At 50.4% G+C, this 16,723-nt stretch carries 17 protein-coding genes; 9 read left to right on the top strand and 8 right to left on the bottom strand.

What is annotated here, in order from left to right; all coding sequences use genetic code 11:
• Window positions 1-95: 95 nt before the first annotated feature.
• Window positions 96-1,733 carry a chaperonin GroEL gene (groL, locus tag HRH59_RS18755; protein ID WP_173502796.1) on the bottom strand — a complete coding sequence of 546 codons (1,638 nt, stop codon included), beginning with the start codon at window positions 1,731-1,733 and terminating at the stop codon, window positions 96-98.
• Window positions 1,734-1,781: 48 nt separating this feature from the next.
• Entirely contained in the window at window positions 1,782-2,072 is a 291-nt protein-coding gene (locus tag HRH59_RS18750) for a co-chaperone GroES (RefSeq protein WP_173502795.1), read from the bottom strand.
• A gap of 342 nt (window positions 2,073-2,414) precedes the next feature.
• Between HRH59_RS18750 and HRH59_RS18745 the strand changes: the two genes are divergently transcribed.
• The 5 genes from HRH59_RS18745 to prmA all read left to right on the top strand — a co-directional run bounded on the left by HRH59_RS18745 (window position 2,415) and on the right by prmA (window position 7,665).
• Entirely contained in the window at window positions 2,415-4,184 is a 1,770-nt protein-coding gene (locus tag HRH59_RS18745; RefSeq protein WP_173502794.1) for a protein-disulfide reductase DsbD, read from the top strand.
• Window positions 4,185-4,404: 220 nt separating this feature from the next.
• A complete protein-coding gene (aroQ, locus tag HRH59_RS18740; protein WP_173502793.1) occupies window positions 4,405-4,860 on the top strand; it encodes a type II 3-dehydroquinate dehydratase in 456 nt (151 codons plus the stop codon).
• A gap of 23 nt (window positions 4,861-4,883) precedes the next feature.
• Complete coding sequence (accB, locus tag HRH59_RS18735; RefSeq protein WP_173502792.1) at window positions 4,884-5,342, top strand: acetyl-CoA carboxylase biotin carboxyl carrier protein; 459 nt, start codon at window positions 4,884-4,886, stop codon at window positions 5,340-5,342.
• A 16-nt stretch (window positions 5,343-5,358) separates the two neighbouring features.
• The gene (gene accC / locus HRH59_RS18730) at window positions 5,359-6,702 is read left to right on the top strand and encodes an acetyl-CoA carboxylase biotin carboxylase subunit (protein WP_173502791.1); all 1,344 of its coding nucleotides are present in this window, start codon (window positions 5,359-5,361) and stop codon (window positions 6,700-6,702) included.
• 78 nt (window positions 6,703-6,780) lie between these two features.
• Window positions 6,781-7,665 (top strand): 50S ribosomal protein L11 methyltransferase, encoded by an 885-nt coding sequence (gene prmA / locus HRH59_RS18725; RefSeq protein ID WP_173502790.1) that lies wholly within the window; start codon window positions 6,781-6,783, stop codon window positions 7,663-7,665.
• A gap of 4 nt (window positions 7,666-7,669) precedes the next feature.
• On the opposite strand, the gene lepB is transcribed toward prmA, so the two are convergent.
• The 4 genes from lepB to guaB form a co-directional block, all read right to left on the bottom strand.
• The gene (gene lepB / locus HRH59_RS18720; RefSeq protein ID WP_173502789.1) at window positions 7,670-8,353 is read right to left on the bottom strand and encodes a signal peptidase I; all 684 of its coding nucleotides are present in this window, start codon (window positions 8,351-8,353) and stop codon (window positions 7,670-7,672) included.
• Window positions 8,354-8,409: 56 nt separating this feature from the next.
• Window positions 8,410-8,859, bottom strand: coding sequence for an SRPBCC family protein (locus HRH59_RS18715; protein WP_173502788.1), 450 nt, complete (start codon window positions 8,857-8,859; stop codon window positions 8,410-8,412).
• 90 nt (window positions 8,860-8,949) lie between these two features.
• The gene (guaA, locus tag HRH59_RS18710; protein ID WP_173502787.1) at window positions 8,950-10,527 is read right to left on the bottom strand and encodes a glutamine-hydrolyzing GMP synthase; all 1,578 of its coding nucleotides are present in this window, start codon (window positions 10,525-10,527) and stop codon (window positions 8,950-8,952) included.
• 57 nt (window positions 10,528-10,584) lie between these two features.
• Window positions 10,585-12,054, bottom strand: a complete 1,470-nt coding sequence (gene guaB / locus HRH59_RS18705; protein WP_173502786.1) for an IMP dehydrogenase — start codon at window positions 12,052-12,054, stop codon at window positions 10,585-10,587.
• Window positions 12,055-12,194: 140 nt separating this feature from the next.
• Here guaB and xseA point away from each other — a divergent pair, with 140 nt between their 5' ends.
• The 4 genes from xseA to HRH59_RS19510 all read left to right on the top strand — a co-directional run bounded on the left by xseA (window position 12,195) and on the right by HRH59_RS19510 (window position 15,248).
• Window positions 12,195-13,535, top strand: coding sequence for an exodeoxyribonuclease VII large subunit (gene xseA, locus HRH59_RS18700; RefSeq protein ID WP_173502785.1), 1,341 nt, complete (start codon window positions 12,195-12,197; stop codon window positions 13,533-13,535).
• A gap of 104 nt (window positions 13,536-13,639) precedes the next feature.
• A complete protein-coding gene (locus HRH59_RS18695) occupies window positions 13,640-14,467 on the top strand; it encodes a MipA/OmpV family protein (RefSeq protein WP_173502784.1) in 828 nt (275 codons plus the stop codon).
• Window positions 14,468-14,795: 328 nt separating this feature from the next.
• Window positions 14,796-14,966, top strand: coding sequence for a hypothetical protein (locus HRH59_RS19215; protein WP_218573559.1), 171 nt, complete (start codon window positions 14,796-14,798; stop codon window positions 14,964-14,966).
• 30 nt (window positions 14,967-14,996) lie between these two features.
• On the top strand, window positions 14,997-15,248 hold the full coding sequence (locus tag HRH59_RS19510) for an AbrB/MazE/SpoVT family DNA-binding domain-containing protein (RefSeq protein WP_173502783.1): 252 nt from the start codon (window positions 14,997-14,999) through the stop codon (window positions 15,246-15,248).
• Between the two features lie 64 nt (window positions 15,249-15,312).
• Here HRH59_RS19510 and HRH59_RS18680 read toward each other — a convergent pair whose 3' ends face one another.
• A complete protein-coding gene (locus HRH59_RS18680) occupies window positions 15,313-16,062 on the bottom strand; it encodes a hypothetical protein (RefSeq protein ID WP_173502782.1) in 750 nt (249 codons plus the stop codon).
• An 88-nt stretch (window positions 16,063-16,150) separates the two neighbouring features.
• A complete protein-coding gene (locus HRH59_RS19610; RefSeq protein WP_371824906.1) occupies window positions 16,151-16,519 on the bottom strand; it encodes a 4-fold beta flower protein in 369 nt (122 codons plus the stop codon).
• Window positions 16,520-16,723: the final 204 nt, after the last annotated feature.

Below are 16,723 nucleotides of genomic sequence, written 5' to 3'. Positions count from 1 at the left end.
ATCACCACCTCCATAGGAGGTGGTTTAAGGCTGACAACAAAAACCCCGGCACAAGGCCGGGGTTTTGTTACAGCAAGATATGCGGCGTTATGCCATCACATCATGCCGCCCATTCCACCCATGCCGCCCATATCAGGCATTGCAGGAGCATCATTCTTCGGTAACTCTGTTACCATCGCTTCAGTAGTAATCATCAGTGAACCTACAGAAGCTGCGAACTGCAGTGCTGAACGGGTTACTTTGGTTGGATCCAGAATACCCATTTCCAACATATCGCCGTACTCACCTGTCGCCGCATTGTAACCGTAGTTACCGTTACCGGCTTTCACGTTGTTTACTACTACTGACGGCTCGTCACCGGCGTTATCAACGATTTGACGCAGCGGTGATTCCATCGCGCGCAGCGCAATTTTAATACCGTGGTTCTGATCTTCGTTAATACCACGCAGGTCAACCAGCTTGGCCGCAACACGCACCAGTGCTACACCACCGCCAGGCACCACGCCTTCTTCTACCGCAGCACGGGTTGCATGCAGCGCATCTTCAACGCGGGCTTTTTTCTCTTTCATTTCAATTTCAGTAGAAGCGCCGACTTTGATTACCGCAACACCGCCAGCCAGCTTGGCCAGACGTTCCTGCAGTTTTTCTTTGTCGTAATCTGAAGTGGCTTCTTCCATCTGCTGACGAATTTGCTTCACGCGGCCATCAATAGCGGCTTGCTCGCCGGCACCGTCAATAATGGTGGTGTTATCTTTAGTGATAACCACACGCTTGGCAGTACCTAATTCTTCCAGACCGGCTTTTTCCAGTTCCATACCGATTTCTTCAGAAATTACGGTACCGCCGGTTAAGGTAGCAATATCCTGCAGCATGGCTTTGCGACGATCGCCGAAGCCCGGCGCTTTAACCGCAGAGATTTTCACGATACCGCGCATATTGTTTACGACTAACGTGGCTAAGGCTTCGCCTTCTACGTCTTCAGCAATAATCAGTAACGGCTTACCGGATTTTGCTACGCCTTCCAACACCGGTAACAGCTCACGGATGTTGGTGATTTTTTTGTCAACGGTCAGAATGTACGGGTTATCCAGTTCTACCTGGCCGGCTTCCTGATTATTGATAAAGTACGGTGACAAGTAGCCACGGTCGAACTGCATACCTTCAACCACGTCCAGCTCGTTAGCTAAACCCTGGCCTTCTTCAACGGTAATTACGCCTTCTTTACCCACTTTATCCATCGCGCTGGCAATGATCTGACCAATTTCGTCATCAGAGTTAGCAGAAATAGTACCAACCTGCGCAATGGCTTTGGTATCAGCACAAGGCTGTGACAGTAACTTCAGCTCAGCCACTGCAGCAATAACCGCTTTGTCGATACCGCGCTTTAAATCCATTGGGTTCATACCGGCTGCAACCGCTTTAACACCTTCATTGATGATGTTTTGCGCTAATACTGTTGCAGTAGTGGTACCGTCACCGGCTTCGTCATTGGCTTTAGAGGCAACCTCTTTCACCATCTGCGCGCCCATGTTTTCAAATTTATCTTCCAGCTCAATTTCTTTCGCTACCGATACACCGTCTTTGGTGATCATTGGTGCGCCGAAAGATTTGTCCAGAATAACGTTACGGCCTTTCGGGCCTAAGGTTACGCGTACAGCGTTAGCCAGAATATTTACGCCTTTAAGCATCTTGTTACGGGCTTCATCGCCGAAACGTACGTCTTTTGCTGCCATTTTCTTGATCCTTTAATTCAGTTAATGCGTTGAACAGTTCGGGTAAAGTTAGCCTAAGATCACACCTAAGATATTGTCTTCTTTGGTGATTACATATTCCTGGCCATCAACCTTTTCGGTGCGCTCTACATAGGCACCGAACAGCACTTTATCGCCAACTTTAACGTCTAACGGCTTAACGTCACCGTTGTCTAACACGCGGCCATTGCCAACAGCGACCACTTCTCCACGGCTTGATTTTTCCGCTGAAGCGCCGGTTAAGACGATGCCACCTGCTGATTTGCTTTCAGCTTCTAAACGTTTGATGATGACACGATCATGTAATGGACGAATATTCATGCTCTATCTCCTAAAGCTATTTTTGTGTTTTAACATGGGTGTTAAATTGTCTGGTCGGTATATGGGGCACTGCGCAAAAAAACCCAAGGGGGCACAGGTAAAATTTCTTCATCTTGCCTTAAGATTTTCCGGCTAATTTAAACCCGGTTGAAATAACACTGCTGCGCTGCTGGTCTGTGCAAAAGTGTAAATAAGCGCAGCCACTAAGCCGGTTTGCCATTATTACCGTAGTATTTGCCGGAGACTATGTGTCGAACCATTGCCGGACTATTACGCAACAGCCAACACATGTTAGTCTGACGCGGTAGCAACGCTGAGGCGTTTAAGAGGAAGTATAAGCTGATGTATAAAGTGTTTTTTCTGCCATTTTTAATCTGGTTCTCGCTGCTGGCATTGCCGCCGGCACAGGCGCAGCAAAATTCAGTGCTTAACAGCCTGCTGCAGGCCAATGATGAGTTCTTACCGGTTGAACAAGCTTTTGTGTTTGATTTTGTGCAACAACAGGACGAGTTGTTAATCAGCTGGACCATTGCCGACGGCTACTACTTGTATAAAGACAAACTGAAGTTCGGCGGTATAGCAGTTAGCTTCTCTCACCCGAGCTACCCTGCGGCCATGACGATTGAAGATGAATTTTTCGGCGTCAGTGAAGTGTATTACCATCAGTTAACCCTGCGTATCCCGCTGACTGACGTCAGTGAAGATGCAGTATTCAAAATTCAGTATATGGGTTGTGCCGAAGCCGGCTTATGCTACCCGCCGGTAACAAAAGAGCTGCCGTTATTAGCGCTAAGTGGCGCAGAGGCTGCTACAGGCGGCGGCAGTGGCAGCCAAAACAGCGTGCCGGTATCAAGCCAAAACACCCTGGCAGCAAAACTGAGCGACGGCGCCGGCTTAGCTACCCTGGCCGGCTTCTTTTTACTTGGCTTAGGCCTCGCCTTTACGCCCTGCGTATTCCCTATGTATCCTATTTTAACCAGCATCATTGTCGGCCAGGGTAAGCAGTTATCCAACAAACGCGCCTTTACACTGTCGTTCTCTTATGTGCAGGGTATGGCAATCACCTACTCGGCACTGGGTTTAGTGGTAGCCAGTTTAGGAGTGCGCTTCCAGGGTTATATGCAGCACCCCTCGGTATTAATTGTTGCCAGCGTAATTTTTGTGCTGTTGGCACTGGCGATGTTTGGGGTGTTTAATCTCAGCCTGCCGTCTGGCTGGCAGGAAAAAATCAGCAAAGTCAGCAACAACCAGCAAGGCGGCTCGCATAAAGGCGCCTTCACTATGGGCGCGCTGTCCGGCCTTATTGCCTCGCCCTGCACCACGGCCCCGTTATCGGCGGCATTGTTATATGTCGCGCAAAGCGGCGATTTACTGCTCGGTGCCGTAACATTATATATTTTAAGTTTGGGTATGGGCCTGCCCTTGCTGCTGCTGGGTAGCTCCGGTGGTAAGTTGCTGCCCAAAGCCGGCAACTGGATGAACGCGGTAAAAACCGCTTTTGGCTTCCTGCTACTTGCCGTACCACTGATCCTGCTGGAGCGGATGCTGCCGTTCAGCTACATTCTGGCGGCCGGCTCTTTATTGCTGCTGGCGTTTGTTATCTACCTGTATCGTACGCTGTTTAGCCTGCAAAGCGCCACGGCCAAGGCCGTGATGCTGATTAGCGGCCAGCTGCTATTAACGGCCGCACTGTATCTGAATGTGCAGCATTGGTGGCCGGCACAGCCCGTCGCAGCAACTGCAGCGGAACAGAATAAAGGCTTTGAGCTGGTTGGCTCGCTGGACGAGTTACAGCAGAAAATTGCCGCCAGCGGCGAGCGCTTTACCCTGGTCGACTTATACGCTGACTGGTGTATCGCCTGTAAAGAGTTTGAACACCTAACCTTCCCTAAAGCGGAAGTACAGGCACAGATGCAAAACATGCAACTGATTAAAGTCGATGTGACAAAGATGACGCGAAAAGATCAGGCACTGCTGGATAATTACCAGGTATTGGGCCTGCCGACATTGCTGTTTTTCAGCCCGCAAGGCGAAGAGCTCAGTAGCGCCCGTGTTACCGGTTTTATGAACGCCGCCGACTTTGCTGCCCACCTGCAACAACTGCAACAGTAATTTTGTGGCGGCGCTTTCTTCCGGCGCCGCCTACTGCCACCTGCCTCCCGGCTGATAAGACCAGTATTTTGCTGCCATTTGTCACGATTTCACTATAATAGGTCGCTATTGTTAAGCCAACGGCACTGCTTAAGACAGAATTTTGTCAAACAGATGCAATTAGTCTTTAGCTTTGGCAAGATAGTGCCGGATCAAAACAATTAGCGGGAATAACGCACAAATGGCGGCAACTTACCGAATTTTAGTGTTGAACGGCCCTAACCTGAATATGTTGGGCGTGCGTGAGCCGGCCGTATATGGTTCAGCGACGTTACAGCAGATTATTACCGACCTGACGGAACAGGCAGCGGCGAAAAGTGTCGAACTGACACATTTACAATCGAACGCCGAGCATGAATTGGTAACCGCCATTCAGCAAAGCCTGGGCCAACAGGATTATATCCTGATTAATCCCGGTGCTTTCACCCATACCAGTATTGCTATTCGTGATGCGCTGCTGGCGGTCGCTATTCCCTTTATTGAAGTACATTTATCCAATGTACATGCCCGCGAATCATTTCGCCGGCACTCGTATTTATCTGATATCGCTAAAGGGGTGATCTGCGGTCTGGGGGCCAAAGGTTATCACTATGCACTTGATGCGGCGGTAGCAGAGCTACAAACAACCAAACAGTAATAACTAAATCAGGCTAAAAAGACATGGATATTAGAAAGATTAAAAAATTGATCGAGCTGTTAGAAGAATCTGGTATTAACGAGCTTGAGATCACCGAAGGCGAAGAGTCAGTGCGTATCAGCCGTAACGGCCCGACGCCACAGTATGCACCAATGCAGCAATACGCCCCGGCACCACAGCAATATGCGCCGGCACCGGCCGCTGCGCCTGCAGCAGCACCGGCAGCTGCTGCTCCGGCAGCTGTCAGCGGCCATGTGGTTAAATCACCGATGGTAGGCTCGTTCTACCGTGCTGCCTCACCTACAGCGAAAAACTTCGTTGAAGTGGGCCAAAGCGTAAAAGCGGGTGATACGCTGTGTATTGTTGAAGCAATGAAAATGATGAACCAGATCCAGTCTGACAAGGCCGGTGTGATCAAAGAAATTCTGGTAGAAAACGGCGAGCCGGTTGAATTTGACCAGCCACTCTTTGTGATTGAATAACGCAAAAGGCAGACTGATGCTAGAAAAAGTACTGATTGCCAACCGCGGCGAAATTGCACTGCGCATACTGCGTGCGTGTAAAGAACTGGGTATTAAAACGGTAGCCGTGCACTCCACGGTAGACCGCAATTTAAAACACGTGCTGCTGGCCGACGAAACCATTTGTATTGGTCCGGCACCATCGCCACAAAGCTATTTAAATATTCCGGCGCTTATTGCCGCTGCTGAAGTAACCAACGCCCAGGCGATTCACCCCGGCTACGGCTTTTTAGCCGAACGCGCTGACTTTGCCCAACAGGTAGAGGAAAGCGGCCTGGTGTTTATCGGCCCGCATCCGGATTCTATCCGCTTAATGGGTGATAAAGTCTCGGCCATTGAAGCGATGAAAAAAGCCGGTGTACCTTGTGTACCGGGCTCTGACGGCGCAGTTGGCGACGATGCAGTTGCCAACAAAGCCATTGCTAAGCGTATCGGTTACCCGATTATCGTTAAAGCCGCCGGCGGCGGCGGTGGCCGTGGTATGCGTGTGGTGCGCAGCGAAGAAGAACTGGTTAGCTCTATAGAAATGACCAAAGCTGAAGCCAAAGCTGCTTTTGGTAATGACATGGTGTACATGGAGAAATTCCTTGAGAACCCACGTCATATCGAAATTCAGGTATTGGCTGACGGCCAGGGCAATGCTATCCATTTAGGTGAGCGTGACTGCTCCATGCAGCGCCGCCATCAAAAAGTGGTAGAAGAAGCGCCGGCACCGGGCATTACCCCGGAGCTGCGTGCCTTTATCGGCGGCCGCTGTGTTGATGCCTGTAAGGTAATGAATTACCGCGGCGCCGGTACCTTCGAGTTCCTGTTTGAAAACGGCGAGTTCTTCTTTATCGAGATGAACACCCGTATCCAGGTAGAGCACCCGGTAACGGAAATGATCAGCGGTGTCGACCTGATTAAAGAACAGTTGCGTATAGCCTCCGGCATGCCACTGACCCTGAAGCAGGAAGATATTATTATTCGCGGCCATGCGGTGGAATGCCGGATTAACGCTGAAGATCCGAAAACCTTTATGCCATCGCCGGGTAAAATTACCCGCTTCCACCCGGCCGGTGGTAATGGTATTCGCTGGGATTCGCATATCTATGCCGAGTACACCGTGCCACCTAACTACGATTCAATGGTTGGCAAGCTGATTACTTTCGGTGAAACCCGTGATATCGCTATTGCCCGCATGCGTAACGCGCTGGACGAATTGCTGGTCGAAGGCATTAAAACCAACATCCCGCTGCATAAAGACATTATGCGCGATGAAGGCTTCTGCAAAGGTGGCACCAATATCCACTACCTGGAACACAAGCTGGGTATTAAGTAACACCGTATGCTACAGATTAAAGGCCGCTTTTGCGGCCTTTTTGCTATAATGCGGCAAATTTTTTAAGCGAGACTGATTATGCCCTGGATCCAACTGCGCGTTAGCACCACTGAAGAAAAAGCCGAACAGGTCAGCGATATGCTGATGGGCTGGGGCGCTCAGGCAGTCAGCTTTTTAGACGCGCACGACACGCCTATATACGAGCCGATGCCGGGCGAAGTGATCTACTGGACCAACACCGTGGTGGTGGGCCTGTTTGATGCAGAGCACCCTATGGACAAGGTGGTAAAGCAGTTGCAGCAGGTGTCGTTCTTTAAAGATGGCGTCGATTACAAGCTGGAGCAACTGGAAGACAAAGACTGGGAACGCGAGTGGATGGATAACTTTCACCCGATTAAGTTTGGCCGGCGCTTATGGGTATGCCCCAGTTGGCGCGATATCCCGGACCCGACAGCGGTAAACGTGATGCTCGACCCGGGCCTGGCCTTCGGTACCGGCACCCACCCTACTACGGCACTATGTATGCAGTGGCTGGATGCGACTATTGAACCGCAACAAACCGTGGTCGATTTCGGCTGTGGTTCGGGCATTTTAGGTATAGCTGCATTAAAGCTGGGCGCAAAACGGGTTGTTGGTGTCGACATCGACCCGCAGGCAATTGAAGCAAGCCACGCCAATGCCAAACGCAATAATGTCGAAGGCCAAATAGAGCTGTATCTGCCCAAAGATCAGCCGGCGAACTTTCAGGCCGATGTAGTGGTTGCCAATATCCTCGCCGGCCCGCTGGCAGAGCTAAAACAAACCATCAGCGCTTATGTGAAACCGGGCGGCCAACTGGCGCTGTCAGGCATTTTACAAAGCCAGGCACAAAGCGTCATTGATGCTTACAGCGACGAGTTCAGCTTTGACCCCGTCGCTGTTCAAGATGAATGGGTGCGCCTGAGCGCACGCAAACACAGCTAGCAGTTTACAACGCAGCGAGAAAACGCTCGCTGCGCGGTAAGTAGTAGTTATCATAATCCAGTGAAAATAATACCTTACCGGCTCGGCCGACAATTTCATCCCGTGGCACAAAGCCGATTACCCGTGAGTCGGCGCTGTTATCACGGTTATCGCCCAACACCAGATAATGCCCGGCCGGTACCTTTACCGCCTTAAAACTGTCGTGGCCGCTGGCAAATGGCGCCAGCTTTACGGTATGAGTTACAGTGCCTAACTGCTCGCTCAGCAACAGACTGCTGTCTGCTATTTCAGTTGCTCCCTCTGCACTACTGTGCACTGGCGCCGGGTATTCGCTATACACCAGCTGCTCACCGTTAATCGTCAGCACATTGTGCCGCATCGCCACCACATCACCCGGTAGCCCGACTACCCGCTTTACCAGCCGGTTGTCTGCCGCTTTCGAGGCAAATATCACAATATCGCCGCGCGCGGGGTCTGCACGCTTAATTAGCGAGGTGGTAGTAAACGGTATGCGTAGGTCATAAGCCATTTTATTGACCAAAATACGATCGCCAATCTGAATAGTCGGCTGCATAGAGCCGGTAGGTACATCATTCCAGTCGGCTACCGCGCTTCTGAATACAAACATCAGACTGATAAATACGATAACACCGCGGTTGTCACGCCACAGCTGCAATACTTTAGCCATTTCTTACTCCGTTAAGTGTGTCACTGCCGGATAAGACCGGCTGGCAAACACAGAGTTCAACCCTGCTCGCATAATGCTTTTAACTTATGCAGTGCCTTGGGCCAGCTGTCTTGCATATATTGCTCGTATTCGGGCGCGATATCCTGCTCTATGCTGACTTCAGTACCGCCCGCTACCGCGCGAAAGCGGTAGTTCTCAAACGCCGGTGCCCAGCTGGTGACATTGTCGCTGCTAAAATCATCCTTGCCGGCGACGATAAACCCCAGGTGCTTAATCGAGATCAGCTGCAGCGGGATATGTTCGGCAATAGTCGCGACCATGCCATCACCGGACGGCGATAAAAACCGTATCGTCTCACCCTGCTGCCAGCTGCCTTTAAAATACGAGCCCTCGCAAAAGGCCGAGGTCCAGTTGCGGTAGCCAACATCAGACAACATCCGTTGCCACACCGTTTGCACCGGTGCGTTAATTACAATACTGAAATTAAGTTGTTTTACATTACGCATGTACAATCCTGAGATCGCTATTAGAGTTGCTGATTAACATAGCAAAAAGGCCAGCATTACGCTGGCCTTTTTTAATTTAGCTTGGGACAGTTATTCCCACTCTATCGTCGCCGGCGGTTTGCCGCTGATATCGTATACCACGCGGGATATACCGTTAATTTCATTGATAATACGGTTAGATACCTTACCCAGCAGCTCGTAGGGCAAATGGGCCCAGTGTGCGGTCATAAAGTCGATAGTTTCTACTGCACGCAGTGATACTACCCAGTCGTACTTACGCGCATCGCCCATTACACCAACCGATTTTACCGGCAGGAACACGGCAAAGGCCTGGCTTACTTTGTGGTACAGCTCGGCCTTGTGCAGCTCTTCGATAAAGATGGCATCGGCGCGGCGCAGAATATCGCAGTATTCTTTTTTAATTTCGCCCAGCACCCGCACACCTAAACCCGGGCCCGGGAACGGGTGACGGTACAGCATGTCGTAAGGCAGACCCAGCTCTAAGCCGACTTTACGCACTTCGTCTTTAAACAGCTCACGCAGTGGCTCTACTAAGCCCAGCTTCATATGCGCCGGCAAACCACCCACGTTATGGTGCGATTTAATCACATGCGCTTTACCGGTCGCCGAGCCGGCTGACTCGATAACATCAGGATAAATGGTGCCCTGCGCCAACCACTTGGCATTTTCCAGCAGCTGCGATTGCTCGTCGAATACTTCAACAAACACGCGGCCAATGATCTTACGCTTGGCTTCCGGATCATTCTCACCGGCCAATGCCGACAGGAAACGCTCTTCAGCATCCACTTTGATAATGTTCAGGCCGAAATGGTCACCAAACATATCCATTACCTGCTTGCCTTCGTTTAAACGCAGCAAGCCGTTATCGACAAAGACACAGGTAAGGTTTTTACCGATAGCACGGTGCAACAACATGGCTACTACTGAGCTGTCTACACCGCCGGATAAGCCTAAAATAACGCGGTCATCACCAATCTGCTGTTTTAAGCGGATAATGGCATCTTCAATAATGGTTGCCGGCGTCCACAGCTTGTCACAACCACAGATATCCACCACAAAATGCTCCAGCATGCGCTGGCCCTGGCGGGTGTGGGTGACTTCCGGGTGGAACTGCACGCCGTAGAACTGACGGGCTTCATCTACCATACCGGCATGCGGGCAGGTGGTGGTGCTGGCACAGGTAATAAAACCGTCCGGCACCTGCACCACTTTATCGCCATGGCTCATCCACACATCTAACAGCGCATTGCCGCTACTGCCAATATGGTCTTCAATTTTGGCAAACAAGTCATTGGCGGCCACGACTTCTACCTGGGCATAACCAAACTCGCGCATGTCAGAACCCTGCACCTTGCCGCCTAATTGCTCGGCCATGGTTTGCATGCCGTAGCAAATGCCCAGCACCGGCACACCGGCTTCAAACACGTACTGTGGTGCGCGTGGCGAGTTCAGCTCGTGTACGCTTTCCGGGCCGCCGGATAAAATAATACCGGTGGGGTTAAAGTCACGAATTTGTGCTTCGGTCACATCCCAGGCCCACAGCTCACAGTACACGCCAATTTCGCGCACGCGGCGGGCAATCAGCTGAGTATACTGCGAACCAAAGTCGAGGATTAAGATGCGGTGGTGATGAATGTTTTTGTTCATAGCGACCTTTAAAAAGTAAAGCGGCCGGGGTGAGCCAGCCGATAACACAGTAAACAGTTAGCCTAAGCGGTAGTTTGGCGCTTCTTTGGTAATTTGCACATCATGCACGTGCGACTCGCCCATACCGGCCGAGGTTACCCGGACAAACTCCGGCTTGGTGCGCAGCTCGTCAATGGTGGCGCAACCGGTTAAGCCCATGGCGCTGCGCAGGCCGCCCATTTGCTGGTGAATAATGTTTTCCATCGGGCCTTTATACGCCACGCGGCCTTCAATGCCTTCCGGTACCAGTTTCTCGGCGTTGTTGCTGCCCTGAAAATAACGGTCAGACGAGCCGTTACGCTGTGCCATTGCACCTAACGAACCCATACCACGGTAAGACTTATAGTAGCGGCCCTGATACAGCTCAACCTCACCCGGCGCTTCTTCGGTACCGGCAAACATCGAGCCTACCATCACCAGGTTTGCACCGGCGACTAAGGCTTTGGCTACATCACCGGAGAAGCGGATACCGCCATCGGCAATAATGGTTACATCAGTACCGGCTACGCCCATGGCGGCTTCAGAAATGGCAGTAATTTGCGGCACACCACAACCGGTAACAATACGGGTAGTACAAATAGAGCCCGGGCCAATGCCCACTTTTACCGCGTTAGCACCGGCTGCTGCCAGCGCTTTGGCACCTTCCGCGGTGGCCACATTACCGGCGACAATTTGCAACTCCGGGTACTGGGCGCGGGTTTGTTTTACGCGGTCAATTACGCCTTGCGAGTGACCGTGCGAGGTATCAATCAGCAGAATATCTACGCCGGCTTCTACCAGCGCAGCAATGCGCTCGTCGGTGCCCGGGCCCACGCCCACTGCCGCGCCAACACGCAAGCGGCCTAACTCGTCTTTACAGGCGTTAGGCTTGCTGGCGGCTTTGTAGTAGTCGCGTACGGTAATTAAACCTTTTAATTTAAATTCGCTGTCGACCACCAACACTTTTTCAATGCGGTGCTGGTGCATCTTTTTAAAGGCTTCTTCACGCGGTGCGGTTTCGAGCACTGTGACTAAACGCTCACGTGGCGTCATCAGGCTGGAGACTTTCTCGTTGTTATTCGCTTCAAAGCTCATATCGCGGCTGGTTAGCATGCCCACCAGGTTATTGCTTGCGTCTACTACCGGAAAACCGGAGAAGCCACACTGCTGCGCTAACGCCTGCACTTCACGGATACTCATATCCGGCGTTACTGTTACCGGGTCAGACACCACGCCACTTTCGAACTTTTTAACTTTGCGAACGTTAGCGGCCTGCTCTTCGATGGTCATGTTTTTATGAATAAAACCTAAGCCACCTTCCTGTGCCAGCGCTATGGCTAAGCGGGCTTCGGTTACTGTGTCCATAGACGCAGAAACCATAGGAATATTCAGCGTGATGCTTTTAGTCAGTCGGGTGCGTAAATCGGCTGTGTGAGGTAGTACACTAGAGTGCGCCGGTACCAATAACACGTCGTCAAAGGTAAGGGCTTCTTGTTTGATCCTGAGCATTGCAACAATCTCGCTGTGGCTGAAAAGATGGGGAATGTTGCGGCGCAATTTTAACGGTTTTGCGCGCGTATCACAAACGCTTTTTTGTTTTATGTTACTCTAACGCTTTCGTTGTCAGGCCAGCTGCCGGTACATTTTTTATGCAAAACCCCGATATCTATAGTGTTTCCCGCTTAAACAGTGAAGTACGCCTTACGCTGGAGCTGCAGTTTCAAACGCTGTGGCTGCAGGGCGAAGTGTCTAATTTTGTCGCTGCTGCCTCCGGCCACTGGTATTTCTCATTAAAAGACAGCGCCGCCCAGGTAAAGTGCGCCATGTTTAAAATGGCCAACCGCAACAGCAGCTTCCGGCCGCAAAACGGCCAGCAGGTGCTTATCCGCGCCCGCATCAGCGTGTACGAGCCACGCGGCGAGTATCAGCTGTTGGCCGAATTTATCGAAAGCGCCGGCGCCGGCTTATTAAAACAGCAGTTTGAACAGTTAAAAGCCAAATTGCAGGCCGAGGGCTTATTTGACCCGGCCGGCAAAAAAGCCTTGCCGGCACAGGTACAGCGCGTCGGGGTAATTACCTCACCGACCGGCGCCGCAGTACGCGATATTGTTACCGTGTTAAAGCGCCGTGCGCCTGGCATAGAGGTAATTATTTACCCGTCGCAAGTGCAGGGCGAAACCGCCGCCGCGCAGCTGAGAAATATGCTTAGCACAGCGATACGCCGCAATGAAGTGGATGTATTAATTATCGGCCGTGGCGGTGGCTCATTAGAAGATTTATGGTGCTTTAACGATGAAGCTTTATGCCGCGCGGTAGCTGCCTGCCCTATTCCGATTGTCAGCGCCGTGGGCCATGAAATCGACTTTGCCCTTACCGACTTTGTCGCCGATGTACGTGCGCCGACGCCCTCTGCTGCGGCAGAGCTGGTATCACCGGATCAATCGCACTTACTTGAGCGCATTATGCGATTGCGCAGTGCGCTTATTCAGGCCCAGCGCGCCCGCATGCAACACGCCGCGCCCAAGCTGTTAAATTTAAGCCAGCGCCTGTTAGCCTTGCACCCCAAACGCCGCCTGCAACAACAGCAGCAACGCCTCGACGAGCTGCAACTGCGCTTAAGCGGCACGATAAAACGCAGCGTGCAGAACGCGCAGCAACAGCAGCAGTATCTGGATAAAAGCCTGCGCCAGTTATCGCCGGTTAAACCGTTGCTACAACACACTCAGCATATTGCCCAGCTGGAACGCCGGCTTATAAATGCCCAGCAGTTGCAGTTAAAGCAAAGCAAACAACAACTGGCGCAGTTAAGCAGCCAGCTGAATACCGTAAGCCCGCTGGCCACCTTAGCCCGTGGTTACAGCATTACCTTTGATGATAAACAGCAGGTGGTAACCAGCAGCAGCCAGCTAAAAGCCGGTGATAAGGTCGCCATTAAACTGGCCGAAGGCGGCTTTGATGCAGAGGTAACAAAGCTTAATCAGCTTAAGTAATAAAATGCGTCAATAAGATCTACTGACAACAGTGATACGTAAACCAGACCTGAACATGCAACTGTCGTTGCGCTCTGCACTGACTGATACAGCTAAGGTTTTATATGAAAAAGGTTACCGGTTTACTGTTACTTACTTTACTACATGGTTTTTTCCCTCAAACCGCATTAGCGCAAGACGACAAAACAGCGCTGGTGCCTTTACCTTCAGTCGACGACTTTACCCGGGGTAAAGACGGTTGGGCGTTCGCGCTTGGCGCGGGCATCGAGTATGAAACCGCTTACGAAGGCTCTGACGAATTTGGTTTTGAAGTACAGCCAGCCGGCGCAATACAATGGCGCCGCGGTGATGATATTCTCTACTTTGCCGGTGAAGCCTTGGGCTGGCGCGGCCTGCGCGCAGACACCTGGCTGCTGGAAGCCTTAATAGGCTTTGATGAGGGCCGCGAAGAAAACGACTCTGACGATGGCCGCCTCAATGGGTTGGGCGACACCGAAGAGGGCTTTGAAGTAGTGCTGCAGGCACGGCGGGCGTTTAGCAACGACTGGCGTTATTGGTTGGTAAGCCGGCTGGTCACCGGTGATAACGGTAACCTTGGCCTGTTTGGTGTCGGCCGCCGCTTCGGCGATAAAACCGATGGTTCCGGCTCTGAACTTAATCTGGTGGCGGTATTTCACGACAGCAAATATGCCAATACAGGTTTTGGTATCACTGCAGAGCAATCACTGGCATCGGGCTTAGCCGAAACCAGATTAAGCAGCGGCTTACGCTCAATCGGGCTTGATTACAACTACCGGCATAATATCAACGACAACTGGCAAATTTTCGGCGAGGCATTGTACGAGCATTTCAGCAGTGAAGTGCGCAATAGCCCCATCGCCCGCAGCAACTACGAAGCCGAAATAGGCATTGGGTTTATTTATATATTCTAGCCTGACCCGGGCTTGCTCAAGGGACCGGTTTTAGCCGGTCCCGCAAGCAGCAAAGCGAATGACTTAACAAGGGTATCTGACCCTAGACGCTCTGGCTACGGCTTATCCAAGCCTATTTTATGAGCGCCAGAAAAAAGTAACCCCTCACAGGGCGCTGCTCTTACGGGTAGCGGGAGGGGTGTTGTTAGGCGATATTTTAATGATTGACGGCGATTTATCAAGTTTAGCTACGTTTATTCCTTAGCTAAATTATGTATCAGATAGCACAGTTTTATCCTTTCATGGCGCTGGCAAAACTGCTAACTTACTTACTGTTTAGGAGTGAATTATGCCGACGTCAGCCAGCGATAAAACCAGCTTAAACTTCGATGAGTTACAACAAAATCCGCAGTCAGAAGCGTGCAAAACTGCGTACCTTAACCAATGTTTTAACGCAGCGAAAGATGACTTAGCGCAAGGCAAAGTGGTTGACGGCGAAACCTTTCTTAGCGCGCTGTAAGGTCATTTCAAATAGCATGAGGGCCTCAAAATGGAAATTACTATCCGTAAAATCGGTAACTCTAAAGGCGTGGTGATACCGACACAACTGCTGGAACAGTTGAATCTGAATGTCGGTGATAAAGCCGATCTAACAACAAAAAACGGCCGCTTAATTATTACTCCTACAGGCAGAAGCAAATACTCGTTGGCGGAACTGATCGCAAAATGCGACCATAACGCCGCTATGCCACAAGAGTTGATTGACTGGGAAGCGGCAACACCATTTGGGAACGAGTGCTAACTAACGTGAGAGAGCAGTATAAAGCCCTTCAGGCACTTTAATTTTTATCTGACCCTAATAATTACTAGCGCTGAAAGTTTTTGAAGCTTTCGTCAAAACTAATTATTTCGGAAGCATCTAGAATTTCGATGAGCCCAACGAGCGTTCGATTAGCTATTTTTTCAGCACTATAATAGAGTTCTTGGTTTTCATCATTTCTAAATATGTGAAAGTATTTTTTTAGCGAATCGTTTATCTCAAAGTTTAACTTTTCTACGGTATGAGGCATAAATCTTTTATTTTCAAACCCTTCAACCTCTACTAATATCGCTTTTCTATGTATGATATCACCCCTATATTCATGTAGTTTTGTAAACCACTCACGATGCTCTTTAGAGACGAGTGCATTAAAGCTATTGCCGGAATACACTACGTTGGTTTTATTAACAAACCCATTCCATTTTAATGTCTGATTCTTTGGCCCGTACAGGTACAGCCCAAGGTAATTGCCAAAGTAGTCCGAGAGAGATCCGAGATTAAAGAGAAGATTATCAAAACAATAACTCAACTGATTTATCGCGTTAAAAGTAAGCTCTAATTGCTCACCAGTATCTCCATTGTTCCGTTCATATTTATTAATATGGGCATCGATAAATTGTTTAAGAATAGACATTTGCTGAAATATTGCGCCAAGTCGATGCTGAATATAATCTCTACGCGTAACACACTCCATGGAATTCGGGTACATTAAGTTTTGTCCGAATTTATTTAAAGCGAGCTGCAAATTGTTTTTTAAAAGTTTTCTATCGAACTCCCTAAATAGATTCACCAGCACCTCACTTAATGCTTAACGCCGTGCACAGCGGCGAGCGTAGCTAGTCCGGCAGCCGTAGGCTGCGAACTGCTGCACCTTGTTAGAACCGCTACTGGCCAAGCCAAGCGAAGAAGGACTCATTTGCCCAACCTCCGGAAGGAGTTGATGGGCGAGAAGGTCTCGACGGCCGAGATGGTCTTGAAGGACGTGAAGGTCGAGACGCTCTCGATGCGCGTGAAGGCCTTGAAGGGCGAGAAGTCCCAGCTACCGCTTCCTTCGGATTCCATGCTACCGGTTGCCCAGCCTGATTTAGGCACAACAATCCATTAACTGGACCGAGCCAATTGCCGCTATCGCTAGACCATGCATGCCCGTTGCGAATATACGCAACCCAATTCATGTCTGTATCGAAGATATGATCATTTGGAGCAATCCAAGCAATCAAGTCACAGTCTTTATCAAAAAGTGGGTAAAGCACATTTCTCTCCTTGAAGTTCTAGCGCTCAAAGCAGCCGCGCTGTAGGCGACGGCTAGCTTTTTTTGTTATGTAAGCGCTAAAATCTAACAAAAGGAACTAGAAGGCTAAGCAACGCGAACAAACTAGCTATTACAATAGAAAAGACCGCTATTTTATTGGCTTTCCTAGGTAATACACCCATTTTTAATTGACGCTAAAAGTAGA

Origin of the sequence: Rheinheimera lutimaris (assembly GCF_013283795.1) — a bacterium.
Lineage (GTDB): Bacteria > Pseudomonadota > Gammaproteobacteria > Enterobacterales > Alteromonadaceae > Alishewanella > Alishewanella lutimaris.
The sequence above is the reverse complement of the archived record's forward strand: the minus strand, read 5'-3'. Positions and strand labels throughout refer to the sequence as shown.